General features: G+C 41.4%; 12 protein-coding genes and 1 riboswitch. Of the genes, 5 read left to right on the forward strand and 7 right to left on the reverse strand.

Annotation, left to right across the window (positions count from 1 at the left end):
• Nucleotides 1–2: 2 nt before the first annotated feature.
• Nucleotides 3–812, reverse strand: coding sequence for an alpha/beta hydrolase (locus N1I87_RS13745; RefSeq protein WP_341102314.1), 810 nt, complete (start codon nt 810–812; stop codon nt 3–5).
• A 302-nt stretch (nt 813–1,114) separates the two neighbouring features.
• Here N1I87_RS13745 and N1I87_RS13750 point away from each other — a divergent pair, with 302 nt between their 5' ends.
• On the forward strand, nt 1,115–1,636 hold the full coding sequence (locus N1I87_RS13750) for a gamma carbonic anhydrase (protein WP_003353834.1): 522 nt from the start codon (nt 1,115–1,117) through the stop codon (nt 1,634–1,636).
• A 129-nt stretch (nt 1,637–1,765) separates the two neighbouring features.
• Nucleotides 1,766–2,605 carry a C39 family peptidase gene (locus tag N1I87_RS13755; protein ID WP_003353835.1) on the forward strand — a complete coding sequence of 280 codons (840 nt, stop codon included), beginning with the start codon at nt 1,766–1,768 and terminating at the stop codon, nt 2,603–2,605.
• 14 nt (nt 2,606–2,619) lie between these two features.
• On the opposite strand, the gene asnB is transcribed toward N1I87_RS13755, so the two are convergent.
• The 3 genes from asnB to N1I87_RS13770 all read right to left on the reverse strand — a co-directional run bounded on the left by asnB (nt 2,620) and on the right by N1I87_RS13770 (nt 7,817).
• Nucleotides 2,620–4,509, reverse strand: a complete 1,890-nt coding sequence (gene asnB / locus N1I87_RS13760) for an asparagine synthase (glutamine-hydrolyzing) (RefSeq protein ID WP_048623868.1) — start codon at nt 4,507–4,509, stop codon at nt 2,620–2,622.
• A gap of 364 nt (nt 4,510–4,873) precedes the next feature.
• Nucleotides 4,874–6,076: a methionine adenosyltransferase gene (metK, locus tag N1I87_RS13765; RefSeq protein ID WP_003353837.1), complete on the reverse strand. Its 1,203-nt coding sequence runs from the start codon at nt 6,074–6,076 to the stop codon at nt 4,874–4,876.
• Between the two features lie 287 nt (nt 6,077–6,363).
• Nucleotides 6,364–6,545: riboswitch (SAM riboswitch) on the reverse strand.
• Nucleotides 6,546–6,772: 227 nt separating this feature from the next.
• Nucleotides 6,773–7,817, reverse strand: a protein-coding gene (locus tag N1I87_RS13770; RefSeq protein ID WP_341102317.1) for an IS630-like element ISBs2 family transposase whose coding sequence is annotated in 2 segments (ribosomal slippage) — nt 6,773–7,312 and nt 7,314–7,817 — 1,044 coding nt in all. Because the reading frame shifts where the segments join, the coding sequence is not laid out codon by codon here.
• Nucleotides 7,818–8,053: 236 nt separating this feature from the next.
• Here N1I87_RS13770 and pckA point away from each other — a divergent pair.
• Nucleotides 8,054–9,637 (forward strand): phosphoenolpyruvate carboxykinase (ATP), encoded by a 1,584-nt coding sequence (gene pckA, locus N1I87_RS13775; RefSeq protein WP_270584760.1) that lies wholly within the window; start codon nt 8,054–8,056, stop codon nt 9,635–9,637.
• A gap of 305 nt (nt 9,638–9,942) precedes the next feature.
• Here the strand turns inward: pckA and N1I87_RS13780 are convergent, their stop codons facing one another.
• Nucleotides 9,943–11,055 carry an RNA-guided endonuclease TnpB family protein gene (locus tag N1I87_RS13780; protein WP_003353982.1) on the reverse strand — a complete coding sequence of 371 codons (1,113 nt, stop codon included), beginning with the start codon at nt 11,053–11,055 and terminating at the stop codon, nt 9,943–9,945.
• An 87-nt stretch (nt 11,056–11,142) separates the two neighbouring features.
• On the opposite strand from N1I87_RS13780, the gene N1I87_RS13785 reads away from it, so the two are divergent.
• Nucleotides 11,143–11,283: a ribbon-helix-helix protein, CopG family gene (locus N1I87_RS13785; protein WP_003352379.1), complete on the forward strand. Its 141-nt coding sequence runs from the start codon at nt 11,143–11,145 to the stop codon at nt 11,281–11,283.
• An 829-nt stretch (nt 11,284–12,112) separates the two neighbouring features.
• On the opposite strand, the gene N1I87_RS13790 is transcribed toward N1I87_RS13785, so the two are convergent.
• Both N1I87_RS13790 and N1I87_RS13795 read right to left on the reverse strand, forming a co-directional pair.
• Nucleotides 12,113–12,355 (reverse strand): DUF2584 domain-containing protein, encoded by a 243-nt coding sequence (locus N1I87_RS13790; RefSeq protein WP_003352726.1) that lies wholly within the window; start codon nt 12,353–12,355, stop codon nt 12,113–12,115.
• Between the two features lie 45 nt (nt 12,356–12,400).
• Complete coding sequence (locus tag N1I87_RS13795; RefSeq protein ID WP_081473002.1) at nt 12,401–13,126, reverse strand: alpha/beta hydrolase family protein; 726 nt, start codon at nt 13,124–13,126, stop codon at nt 12,401–12,403.
• A 331-nt stretch (nt 13,127–13,457) separates the two neighbouring features.
• Here N1I87_RS13795 and N1I87_RS13800 point away from each other — a divergent pair, with 331 nt between their 5' ends.
• Complete coding sequence (locus tag N1I87_RS13800) at nt 13,458–14,468, forward strand: ABC transporter substrate-binding protein (RefSeq protein ID WP_003352724.1); 1,011 nt, start codon at nt 13,458–13,460, stop codon at nt 14,466–14,468.
• Nucleotides 14,469–14,472 lie beyond the last annotated feature (4 nt).

A 14,472-nucleotide genomic window follows, 5' to 3' on the forward strand; every position in this document is an offset into this window, starting at 1 on the left:
TTTTAATCAACCACGTAGCCAATGGAACGCAAGCAATTTTCGACAAAACTCTTCGTATATGCGAAAACCTCTTCTCTTTCCGGCTCATTAAAAATTTCATGGTACAGTTTCGGCCACTCTTTGAAATGCATTTCTGAAAGAGACAATTGCTGAAACCACTTTTTCACTTCAGACTTATCTACAATTTTATCATCTCCTGCTTGCATGACCAAAAATGGAATATCAGGCATTTTCGAAACATCTGTGAACGCAAGCTTTACAGCCTGTATCATTTCCCTGTACCAGCGGACTGACACCTTTGTCACGTACAACGTATCGTTTAAATCAATTTCCTGTACTTCTTTATTCCTCGTCGCCATTTCAATGGATAATCCCGTTGCAAATTTAACGGAAGGCACCAGGGAATTTAAACCATAGGAAAGAACATCAAGAATTTTTGGCGGCGTGTGCAGAAGCCCTAAACAAGGCGAAGACAAGATCACCCCGGCCAGTTTGACTCGCTCTTCCTGCAATAGACGGATGGCAACAAGCCCTCCTAAACTATGTCCAAGCAAGAATATAGGCAAATCAAATTGGTAGGCAGCCTGTAACCACTCTTTCACTGCCGATATGTATTCATCAAAACGCTCAATATGGCCGCGCTTAGACCTGGATGTCGTTCCTTGCCCGGGCAAATCGCCCATTACTACATGAAAACCGGAATTTCTCCACATTTCAATGAGCCATCCATATCTGCCATGATGTTCAAAAGCGCCGTGAATCATGACAATGACGCCCTTTCCTTGTCCATCCTCGGGATTCCATTTCCACATGTTGATCAACCTCGCTTTTTTACAGATCTAGAGGTCCCTTTTGCCTCCGTTTCTTGTTCCTTTCATGCTCTCTAAACGGCTTCGTTGATAAATACCGACACTTCGCTTATAGAATCCAAGTTTTTTCAAACAGTGTCGACTCTTATCCATTACGGCCACTTGCTGAGATAGATTTTCTCCAACGTTCACATCATGTAGCAAAAATACAGATTTGGCAAGGAAGATACCCACCACATTATACAAATCTTCTAAAATTCGATAGAATAAGGTAGAAGGAGCAAAGAAAGGAGCCAAGAACGGTCATGATCTATCCTTATCACGAAAAAACGCCGAAAATCGCTGATTCTGCCTTTATCGCTGATTATGTCACCATTACGGGAGATGTTGAAATTGGCGAAGAATCCAGCGTTTGGTTCAACACCGTCATCAGAGGAGACGTTGCACCAACGATCATCGGTAAAAAAGTCAATATTCAAGACAACTCCGTACTTCATCAAAGTCCAAATAATCCGTTAATATTGGAAGATGAAGTGACAATCGGCCATCAAGTGATTTTGCACAGTTGCATCATTCGTAAAAAGGCTCTTATCGGTATGGGTTCTATTATACTCGACCGCGCTGAAATTGGAGAAGGGGCTTTTATCGGAGCCGGCAGCCTTGTACCGCCGGGAAAAGTCATCCCTCCGCACTCAATGGCTTTCGGACGGCCAGCCAAAGTCATCCGTCCCATTAATGAACATGATAAAAGCGAAATGGAACGAATTGTCCGGGAGTACGCCGAAAAAGCTCAGTATTATAAGCAGCTGCAAAATCAAAAGGATTAGTAGTATGTCCAAAAACCATTATCCCATTCCTGCCATCCACTTTCCAAGCAGGATCATGCGCCGGTATTGATTCAAACATCCATTTTGTTTTCCATCCGGTGCTCTCAAAAATGTTTTAGGTGGTGCTGAATGAATTTTACTTTCATGATTTTATTCTTTTTTCTCATTAGTTTAGGAATCCTTCTTCTTTTTATCATAAGATATTTCCGCGACAAATGGAAACCGACCGTTTTAATAGTGTTGCTTTTTTTCTTGTTTCTTTCAGTCTTTTTCCGGGATGAAATCAAATATTCGATTCCGTTCCAAAAATCGCTTATAGCATTTCATCATTGGACTCATTATTCTACAGCCAAAGTAAAAGAGAGTGTTTTGCTTGATTCCCCTCTCATTCCTCAATTGCCGGAACTGCCACGGGGATGCGAAGTGACAAGCTTAGCCATGCTCCTTCAATCAGCAGGCGTCTCCGTCGATAAAATGGAACTGGCCAAAGAAGTGAAAAAGAACCCTGCCACTTATCGAGTGGAGAATGGACTTATTTTTTTCGGCGACCCTGACAACGGATTTGTCGGCGATATGTATACGCTTTCTAAACCCGGCCTGGGAGTTTATCATAAGCCCATTTTGGAACTGGCCAATAAATATTTGCCAGAAGGCAAGAAGGCATTAGATTTGACAGGAGCGGATTTTGAAGAATTAAAAGTCCATCTTTCCGACGGCCGCCCAGTTTGGGTTATCATCAATACCACTTACAATAAGCTGCCGGACAGCGCGTTTCAAACTTGGCATACGGAGAGCGGAAAAATAAAAATTACCTATAAAGAACACTCGGTATTAGTCACCGGCTATGACGATCAGTATGTGTATTTTAACGATCCACTAACCAATGTAAAAAATCAAAAAGCACCCATTGACTCCTTTGAAAAAGCATGGGTGCAAATGGGGAGACAGGCCATTACCTATCTCCCCTAGTTTTTTACCCATTATTACACAAGCTGCATTTCCCGTTGTTTTTGTGTTTGAAATTCATATTTGCCTTCTACATATACAGCATGCCAAATCATAAAAATAAGAACGGTCCAAATTTTACGGCTGTTATCTTTTTTTCCTTGGCAATGTTCTTCCAGTAAATCTAATACATATTGCTTGTTAATAAGATGCCCCGTTTCGCTTTCTTTAATAATGGTTACAGCCCAATCATGCATTTCTGCTTTCAGCCAATGGCGAATTGGCACCGGGAATCCCAGTTTCTTTCTATTTAATACATGATCAGGGACAATTCCTTCCGCAGCTTTTCGAAGGATGTATTTGGTCGTGCCATGAGCGGTTTTATAGCGCGTTGGAATTTTGGACGCCACTTCAAATACTTCTTTATCAAGGAATGGAACGCGCAATTCCAAAGAATGGGCCATTGTCATTTTATCTGCCTTTAACAAAATGTCACCGCGCAGCCATGTATGAATATCAATATACTGCATGCGATCGACATCGTCATAACCGACTGTTTCTGCATAAAATGGCTTTGTAATGTTGGTATATTCAAGGCCGTCGCGATATTGTCGCAATAGTTTCCGTTTTTCCTCTTCTCCAAACATCTTCGCATTACCGATGTACCGTTCTTCCATCGGCGTAACGCCGCGTTCAATAAAGCTTTTTCCTTTCACACCATCAGGCAAAATGGAAGCCAACAATCGAAGCAATTTTTTCCCAACTTCCGGTATGTTTTGAAAAACAGCCAACGATTGCGGTTCACGATAAATATTATAGCCGCCGAAAAGTTCATCTGCTCCTTCTCCTGATAATACGACTGTTACATGTTTTCTTGCTTCGCGAGCTACGAAGTACAACGGAACACAAGCCGGATCGGCCAGCGGATCATCCATATGCCAAATAATCTTCGGCAATTCTTTCATATATTCTTCCGGTGTGATCACGTAGCTAATATTTTCCACACCCAATTTTTCCGCTGTTTCTTTAGCCACATCAATTTCACTATATCCATCGCGTTCAAATCCGACAGAGAATGTTTTAATCTTTGGATGGTATTGCTTGGCAATCGCAGCAACAAAAGAAGAATCAATTCCCCCTGAAAGGAAGGATCCGACAGGCACATCGCTTCTCATGTGTACTTTTACAGAATCAAGAAGCGCCTCACGCACCATTTTCACATATTCGTCTTCTTCGCGGTAAATCGGTTGGAAAGCGGCTTTCCAATAACGGCGAATCGTCATGTTTTCGCCGACTTTTTTAATAAAATAGTGGCCAGGTTCCAATTTTTGAATTTCCGCATGCAATGTATCAGGTTCCGGAACGTATTGATACGTAAAATAATGTTGAGCGGCATTCGCATTTAAGCTGCTTTCTTCACTGGCAAGCAAAATGCTCTTCTTTTCGGAAGCAAAAAAAGTACGTCCTCCTTCTTCTTTATAAAAAAATGGTTTAATGCCGAACGGATCTCTTGCACCGAACAACACTTGTTCTTCTTTATCCCAGATCACAAAAGCGAACATACCGCGAAGCTTTTCTACAGCTTTTTCTTTTAGGCGGCTGTACAAAGCGACGATGGTTTCTGTGTCAGACGAAGTAGCAAATTCAACGCCTTCTTTTAAAAGTTCTTCTCGTAATTCCACATAATTGTAGATCTCGCCATTAAAAATAATCCAATATCGTTCATTTTCAAATGACAGCGGTTGGTTTCCATTTTCAAGGTCAATAATACTTAAACGTCGAAATCCTAATTGAACGTGTTCATCTTGATAAAATCCATCATGATCAGGACCACGGTGATAAATGATATCGTTCATTAATTTAAATTGTTCTTCCGTTAATTTCGGATAATCTTTATGATCATAAACGCAACCGATAAAGCCGCACATGACTATCACCTTTCTGTAATTTAAGTTCACATTACTAGTTTAACGAAATTGTGAATCTTGGCAAGGAATTTATTTCATGAAAAATTTCCATTTCATTCCGGAAGTTCCAAAATCAAATCACTTCCAATACCTCAACAGGAAAAGCGTCCAAGTTCAAAAGTCGAATTTTTTATCAGTCCTTTTCTAGTTGTAGGAGAGTTTGCCTATTGGAATGTTGTATAAGTATCCCCTTTTTCACGATGATTCATCAATTGTACCATTTATTTTCCGCTATAGATGGCCACAATACTTGGATTCATTAAAAAATCTTCACGTTCAAATGAAAAAGGAGCTACAGCTAAAAGTGTAACTCCTGTACATTTGTCTATTGATTTAATGCTTGTTCGCGAAGCGTTTGGGCTTTATCTGTTTTTTCCCAAGGAAGGTCCAAATCGGTGCGTCCGAAATGGCCGTATGCAGCTGTTTGTTTATAAATTGGGCGACGCAGATCAAGCATTTTGATAATTCCAGCTGGACGCAGGTCGAAGTTCTTTCTCACGACGTCTACCAATACATCTTCCGATACAGCTCCAGTTCCGAATGTATCGATGGAAATCGATACCGGCTGAGCTACCCCAATCGCATAAGCAAGCTGTACTTCACACTTTTCTGCCAGTCCAGCTGCCACAATATTTTTAGCTACATAGCGGGCAGCATAGGCTGCAGATCGGTCTACTTTCGTCGGATCTTTCCCAGAAAAAGCTCCTCCACCATGTCTTGCGTAGCCGCCGTAAGTGTCTACGATAATTTTCCGTCCCGTTAATCCGGCGTCACCTTGAGGTCCTCCAATAACAAAACGGCCGGTCGGATTGATGAAATATTTCGTTTCATTATCGATCAATTCTTTTGGAACAATTGGGTCAATAACATGTTCTTTAATGTCGCGCTGAATTTGCTCTAACGTGATTTCCGGATGATGTTGGGCCGAAATGACAATCGTATCGATGCGCACAGGCTTGTCGTTTTCATCATATTCAACCGTTACTTGAGTTTTTCCGTCCGGACGCAAGTAAGGAATAATCTCTTCTTTGCGCACTTTTGTCAACCGGCGGGATAAAGAATGGGCTAAAGAAATAGGAAGCGGCATTAATTCTTCCGTTTCATTGCAGGCAAATCCGAACATCAAACCTTGGTCGCCCGCGCCAATCGCTTCAATTTCTTCATCCGTCATCGATCCTTCTCTTGCTTCCAAGGCGCGGTCCACCCCTTGAGCAATGTCGGGAGATTGTTCATCGATAGACGTCAAGACACCGCAAGTATCTGCGTCAAATCCGTATTTCGCCCGGGTATAGCCAATATCCCGCACCGTTTGGCGTACAATTTTGGGAATATCCACATAAGAAGACGTCGTAATTTCTCCAGAAACCAGCACAAGCCCAGTTGTTACTGAAGTTTCAGCAGCTACCCTTGCATTCGGGTCTTTTTCGAGAATAGCATCGAGAATGGCATCAGAAATTTGGTCGCAAATTTTATCCGGATGCCCTTCGGTGACAGACTCTGAAGTGAAAAGACGGCGTTTTTTTGACATCAAAGTTCCTCCTATCGCAGTTTCGATCAATTCCATTTCCTTCTTTTAACCCGCCAGTTAAGGTCTTGACAACAGAGAAAGTAAGCCTTATCTTTTTGGGGTCAAAACATTTGAAAATGGATGTTCGCTTTATTTTTAAACGGTACTCGTTTCCTTTCGTAGTATGGTATGATTGCCCGTTTCCAAAGGACCGGCAATCTCAATGGTCCAGCGCCAAACTCAATCAAAAAGAAAAACCTTTCCCAAAAGAATGCAGAGGAAAGGTTTTTGGTTACATGCGCCTTTCACTCTTATCGTTCAAGGTATTTACACCTTGCATCAGGTTAGCACCTTTCTCACAAGCCCCTCGCGTCGCCGGTACGACATAAGAAGCATGTCCTTTTACCTGACGGCTTCAAAATCATCGCTTGTCGTTGAGAAGGTTGCCGGGTTTCATCGGGCCTGTCCCTCCGCCAACTCAGGATAAGAGTATCCGTTCAATGTTAAACTATAACGTAGAAACCAAACGGGTGTCAACAAATTTTTGTCTTTCCGTTGACGCAATGTTTTCTTCCTGAAATAGAAATAAATTCTATTTTAAATCCGTCGCAACAGACGGTTTAAACGGACTCATTAAAACCTGAACCAAAAAACTCTGAATCATATCCTGTTTCTCCCTTTTTTCTTCCTTTTATATATATAAGTTGAATTAAAGATTTACAACTGAACATACAAACGATCGATCGTTTGTTCTGGTTTCTGGTTGATTCGCTGAATAAAGGCTTGGACATTCTTTCTAATTTCTTGCACACTCGAATAGAACACGTTGTAAATCACGTCTGATTTCAGCCATTTCCATAGCCCTTCAATCAAGTTCAATTGCGGACTGTATGGTGGCAAAAAGACGAGCTCTAACCGATCTTCGTGTTCTTTTAAAAATGGCTGAATGAGTTTGGCATGGTGAATTCGAGCGTTATCTAAAATCATCACTATTTTGCCTGTGGGATAGCGTTCTAACACAAGTTGAAGAAATCGAAGAAATGTTTCCGCGTCATAGCGTTCTTCTTCGATGCAAAACACTTCCCCTGTTTCGTAGTTCAACGTGCCAATCAGCTTCAGCCCTTGATGTTTTCCAAACGTCGGAATGATTCGTTGTTTTCCTTTGACAAACCATGTTTTTTGAATCGCTTGGTAATCACGAATCATCGACTCATCTTGAAAGAGGACATGGGCGATGTTCCCATCTACCAGTTTTTTTTACTTCAGGGAAGGTGATTTCGACGAATTCTTTTTGTTTCTCTTCATCGGCATTGGCTAGTGTATAGGTCGGTTTCGTATAGCTTAGCCCTAACCGATGCAGAATGTCAATTGTTCCGCGAAGCGTGTATGTTGGCCCCCACTTTTGTTGAATGAGTTCAGCGATTATCGCAAGCGTCCAATTATATTTTGCTTCGAATCCCACATCTACGGGGAGCTGATGTTCAATGATCAAAGCCAGCTCTTTTTCCTGCTCAGGGGTCAATCGACGTGGGGCGCCAGGTGAGTATTTCATCTCCAGTCCATCAAGACCGCGCTGGGCGTAGGCATGAATATAGTTATAAATAGTTTTCTTGGATCGACCAATAATCGTTGCGATTTCTCCTTTGGTATATCCCTGCAAATGAAGATAAATCGCTTGGTAGCGTTCATATGCTCGTTTACTTTTTGCTTCTTTCATGGCAGTGGACAACTTTTCGATCTCGTCTTTGTGATTTGGCATCATATTTTCTCTCCGTTCCCCTATTTTCTCTTTGTATTTATTCGCCGTGGAACGGGAGAAAACCTTTATTTCAATTTATATAGTATAGAATAGGCATGCCAATTAAGGAAAAGATGAAAAAAAATAGACAAAAATTTACGATAAATAGTATAGACTAATCGAATAAAAGTGTTATACTATTTCTTAAGTGAACTCGAAAATAACATCTAAAAATAAAAACAAAAGGATGGTTATTATTTATGAATTCTGTCATTTCGAATGAAATTTTGGAATTAGTTAAGGGATCCAATGTCCATGTTCAATTATCTGTCCCACAACTGGTTGAAAAAGTCCTTTCCAGAAAAGAAGGCGTATTAACTGCTTCCGGCGCCGTTCGCGCTCAAACCGGAAAATATACCGGGAGATCACCAAAAGACAAATACATTGTAAAAGAGCCATCAACCAAAGACAAAATAGACTGGGGACCGGTGAACCAGCCGATTTCTCCAGAAGTTTTTGATAAATTATACCATAAAGTCATTCGTTACTTAAAAGAACAAGAAGAAATTTTCGTATTTAAAGGATTCGCCGGCGCCGATCCATCTCATCGCCTTCCGATTCAAGTAATCAATGAATACGCATGGCATAATCTTTTTGCCCATCAGCTTTTTATCCGTCCGACGGAAGAAGAATTAGCGGGTCATCAGGCGGAATTTACCATTCTTTCGGCCCCTAATTTTAAAGCTGATCCTGAAGTTGACGGAACGAGATCAGAAACTTTTATCATTATCTCTTTTGAACGCAAAGTCATATTGATTGGCGGGACTGAATACGCCGGAGAAATGAAGAAATCCATTTTTTCGATCATGAATTACCTCTTGCCGGAATCCGGCGTCTTATCGATGCACTGCTCGGCCAATGTCGGTTTTGAAGGAGACGTTGCTCTGTTCTTCGGGCTTTCCGGAACGGGAAAAACCACTTTATCCACAGACCCGAACCGCCGTTTAATAGGAGATGACGAGCACGGATGGTCATCTACAGGAGTCTTTAATATCGAGGGCGGCTGCTATGCAAAATGCATTGGGCTTTCCGAAGAAAAGGAACCGCAAATTTATCATGCGATCCGCTTTGGGTCCGTTCTTGAAAATGTAGTATTGGATGAAAATACTCGGATTCCGGATTATAACGACTCTTCCTTGACAGAAAATACTCGTGCCGCCTATCCAATTGACGCGATCGATAATATTGTCGTTCCTAGTATTGCAGGTCATCCAAACACGATTATCTTTTTGACCGCAGACGCTTTCGGTGTTCTGCCCCCTATCAGCAAATTGACAAAAGAACAGGCCATGTACCATTTTCTAAGCGGATACACATCCAAATTATCCGGTACGGAAAGGGGCGTTACCTCGCCTGAAGCAACATTCTCCACATGCTTTGGAGCGCCATTCTTGCCTCTTCCGGCTACACGATACGCTGAAATGCTCGGTGAAAAAATCGATGAACATAATGTGCAAGTCTATTTGGTCAATACCGGATGGACAGGCGGAGAATACGGCGTCGGATCCCGAATGAAACTATCCTATACACGTGCAATGGTTCAAGCCGCTTTAGAAGGCGAATTAGCTAATACCGAAACTCAGAAAGACGAAATTTTCGGTCTGGAGATCCCTCTTCATGTTCCGGGAGTGCCGGACGAAGTATTGCTGCCGAAAAAAACATGGCAGGATGAAAAAGCATATGAAGAAAAAGCACTGGAATTGGCGGCCCGCTTCCGTGAAAACTTTAAGAAATTTACCGATGTACCCGCAGAAATTGAAAAATTGGGTGGACCTATTCAATAAAGTTCTGCCGTTTGAAAGATATCCAATAATACCGAGATCCAACGTCAAACATCCCCTTCCCCCGCAAGAATTTTCTTGCGGAAGAAGGGGATAGTTGCTTTTATGATCATTTTGGTCCATTTTTCCTTTCAAAATGCCCCATCACCAACACGGTCCATGCACTTCGTAGATCAGTTGGAAGATGTGTGAACTACCCTCCACTTATCAACCTTACGGTTTGATTGAAGTGGGGGCTTCTCGGGTAATCCCGTCTAATGACAGAAAATTGACCGAGCTAACCCTCTCGTTCCGAAAGTTATTATTCTTTATGCTAATAAGCGTAATCCCTCATTTTTGATATTGATTGCTGAATTGTGATCGCGATCTAATACAAAGCCGCAAGAACATTTATATACACGTTCAGATAATGGCATTTCTTTTTCCTTGCCGCAACATGAACACTTCTTAGTGGAGGGAAACCACTTATCAATTTTCACAAGTTGTTTCCCCTGTTCTTTTAGCTTATACGCTAAGAAAGTAGTGAACATCCCCCAGCCGTTATCATGAACGCTTTTTCCAAAGTTGAGGGCTTGAGACATGCCTTTCATGTCTAAGTCCTCAATAATCACAGCGTCATAGTTTGTTGCTAATTCTTTTGACTTATGATGAAGAAAGTTTCTGCGCTGATTCGCTGTCTTTTCATGTAGCTTAGCCACTTTCAGGTGTTGTTTTTCCCATCTTGCAGAACCTTTCTTTCTTCGAGAAAGAATTCGTTGTGCTTTTGCTAATTTATCTAAGGCTTGCCGATAGTAACGTGGGTAATTGGCTTTCTTACCCTGTTCACTCTCGACATATAGACCATCCATAGCAAAATCCAAACCAACAACTTTCTGTATTTTAACTGGACGAATATCTTTCTCATATTCTGTCAAAATTGAAATGTAGTATTTGCCTGTCTTTGTTTTAGAAATAGTGCAAGATTTGATTTTATAATCAGCAGGTATCTCTCTATGCTGTTTCATTTTTATTGGCTTTTTGATTTTTGGCAGTTTGATATGACCATTTTCTAGCTTAATATTTCCGTTGACCATATTAGTTGTATAGGATTGTTTTGCTTTACGATTTTTGAACTTTGGAAAATCCGCATTTCCTTCAAAGAAATTCTTATAAGCAGTCTGTAAGTTCATTTGTGCATTTGCCAAAGCTAAAGAATCCACTTCTTTTAGGAATGGAAATTCACTTTTATATTTTGCAGGGGTCGGAAACTTTTGCTTTTTAAGCAATTCTTTATCATCCTTGAACTTTTCATACGTTTCTTTGCGTTCAGCTAACATCTTATTGTAGACAAAGCGAACACAACCAAATGTCTTAGCTAATAATGCGGATTGTTCTTTGTTTGGTAACAAACGAAACTTGAAAGCTTTGTTTTGCTTGGCCATATCAATTCACCTCACTTTGTGCGGAAAAATTTCGTATATATTGATTATACCGTAAAAAATCCGTACAATCAATATGAGGTGATAATCATGAGAGAAGAGAAAGAACGTGTAGAAATTCGTATGCCTAAGACGATATTAGAAAAATTGGAGCAATATCAAAAAGAAAATGGGATTCCAACTAGAACAGCCGCAATCTTAGAATTGTTGAGAAAGGGATTGGAAAAATAACTTTGGCTAAAGCCAACCGAAATTCATCTCCCACCTACTCATTGGTGCTATTCACACCTTCACATTCCTAAAGGATGGAAGACTTCTTTCGGAAAGACGTTAAAAAATGATTAGAAATCGAGTAGGAGGGAGCGATTAACTCCCGTCCTCTCACACCACCGTACGTATGGTTCCGTATACGGCCGTTCAATTAAGATCATTGACGCAAGTCTTTATAACTTCCGTGAATAGCTGTTCTCTTTATGCCAGTGGTCACTCCACCCTCCAAGAGGTCTCCCACGGGATTCACCCCTTCCTCCCTCAAGTGAGGTACTACGTTTTCTGTGTTCATCATGACTCACTGAATACCAAGGGCTATTCTCTCTTAATTGTTCGGTCCTTCTTAGTTGTTCTAGACCAACTAATACTATGACCTCTGCTGACTTCTGACGGTTCAGCTACTTATCACTAAGTAGGTTATGAAGAGTACTTCACATATCCGCCAGACCTCCCCGGGTAAGTACATGCACTTTCACACCATCTATCCGCCTCATTTACTCGATATGACCTTCGACAGAAAGAGCTTTGTTTTGTTATGCAAACTCACTCCATCATACCTAGCCTTATATGAGGTTCGTGTTCCTCGGTCCGGTGTTTTGCCTCCAGCTTCCTTCAGATTCCGCGTCACCACGGACACCCTTGCTCTTGGCTAACCTCTACTTCTGTCTTCGGGGTTCGGGACTTACACCCTATAGTTCATGTACATGCCGGGCGCACATAAAAAATAAGGGTGCTGTTGCGCAACCCCTTATTTTCTGCCTTTGAAAAGGTGAACAGTCTATTGATTTTTTCAGTTTGTGGAGTTTAAAGCAATAAGCCTGTATGTGATGAGAGTTTCCTGATTTTCCCATACTACTTTTTCAATCACAGCGGTACCTGAAATATCGCCATCCAACGTTTTTTTGACAGGAACAGGTACATGCAGCGGATAAAGACGATACCCTTTTTTTCTTAACTGAAATAGATTTCCTCCCACTCTTTCCTCATTTCCTTTTGTCACAATCATTGTATTCAGTTCCAGCGGCATTCCCATCGTTTATGCCCTCCCAATGAAAATATCGTTCTCTCCCTTATCCTATCACGACAGGACCTGATTTTTCATCCATTGACAAGAGGATGTCACCATTTTGCGGTTCATTGCGGGCGGAAAATAATGAGTGAAGTTCGGAAAATACCAAGTAGTCACACGTTTTCCCAATTCTTTCAGTCTTTTTTCCAAGCGGTAAGCGTGTTCAATTGATACATTTTGATCTTTTCCCCCGTGTATGATCAACACCGGACAACAAAGATTTTCTAAATGATAGATAGGTGTTCTCCACTTATATTCTTCTGGCACTTTTTTCGGACTTCCGCCGATCACCCTTTTCATCATCCTTCTTAAGTCCTTCCGCTCTTCATAAGTTAATTCCATATCTGTTACCCCGCCCCATGAAACGACCGAAGCAGCATCCCGTTTTTCAATCGCTGTCAGCAGTGCCATAACACCGCCGCGGGAAAAGCCGAAAATATGAATTCGGTCAGGATCCACCTTCGGATTTCTTTTTAACAATTCAAAACCGGAAAAAGCATCTTCACGATCTTTTCCCGCGAAATCTTCATTTCCTTCTCCTCCTTGATTCCCCCTGTAAAAAGGTGCAAATACAACAAATCCTTCCGAAGCAAATTGCGCGATTCGGGCCGGTCGAACCATACCGACGCTTTTGATCCCGCCCCGCAAGTATAATAATCCATCATACAGACCTTCTTTTTTCGGCACCGCAAGCAACCCTTTCACCCTTAAACCGCTTGACCAATAGGTAATCATAAAAAGATTCACATTTGGACTAGGAGAAGGAAAAACATATCGTTCGATGATCTGACCATCTTGCACGTTACCACCACCTTTCCCGTTCTCTTGCTTGCAGCCGTTTTTTGTTCAACTCCAAGAATTTGTTTCCACGATCCTATGTACTTTGTACTAAAACTGATAAATTACTGTTTTTTAGAAATTGAAGCAAAAAACGGCACATCCTATTCGTTCATTTTACAGCTTTTCCTGTAACGCGTTTCAAAATGGGCGTTCACACATTTTTTGCCGTCATCATAAAATAGAATGAATCAAGTGCACTATAAGATGACTAAAGGAGGCATCGTCCATGTCGAGTACGTTTAAAATGTCGTTTTCCATTCTCTTTGCTGCCGTGTTAATCATTGGGTTAAGTGCTTGCCAATCGAATGAAACAACTCAAAAAACAGAAAAAATAAGAGTTGCAGAAGTGACACGATCGGTTTTCTATGCCCCCCAATATGTTGCGCTCGCCAAAGGCTTTTTTAAAAAAGAAGGATTGGACGTACAGTTAAAAACCACTTGGGGCGGCGACAAAACGATGACCGCTCTGTTGTCGGGCGGTACAGATATCGGGCTTGTAGGCTCGGAAACATCGATTTATGTCTACACTCGCGGCTCTAAAAATCCAGTTATTAATTTTGCTCAATTGACCCAAACAGACGGAACGTTCCTCATTTCCAGGAAGAAGATAGATCACTTTACATGGAGCCAATTAAAAGACTCCCGTTTTCTCGGGCAACGTAAAGGCGGTATGCCGCAAATGGTCGGAGAATACGTGTTAAAGAAAAACGGAATTGACCCGCATAAAGATCTCCATCTGATACAAAATATCGACTATGCCAACATCCCGAACGCATTCGCTTCCGGCACCGGAGACTTCGTACAATTATTTGAACCTCAAGCCTCCATTTTTGAAAAAGAAGGAAAAGGATACATCGTCGCTTCGTTCGGAAAAGAATCAGGCCATGTTCCGTATACTTCTTACATGGCGACAAAAAGCTATATGGAATCTCACCAATCTGCTGTTTCTAAATTTACCCGTGCCATCTACCAAGCTCAGCAATGGGTCGCTGACCATAACTCGAAAGAAATTGCGCAAGTCATCCACCCCTATTTTAAAGATACGGATACCGATATGCTCGCGAAAGCGATTGATCGGTATAAAAATCAAGGAACTTATGCAACTGATCCAATACTCGATCCAAAAGAATGGAATCATTTGCAATCGATCATGAAGGAAGCCGGTGAACTTCCTAAGCAAGTAGATTACAAAACTCTTGTAAACACTTCATTTGCCGAGAAAGCCATAAAAGATTAAGGAG

It is taken from the genome of Bacillus sp. FSL W8-0102 (assembly GCF_038007225.1).
Classification (GTDB): Bacteria; Bacillota; Bacilli; order Bacillales; family DSM-4216; genus Bacillus_O; species Bacillus_O smithii.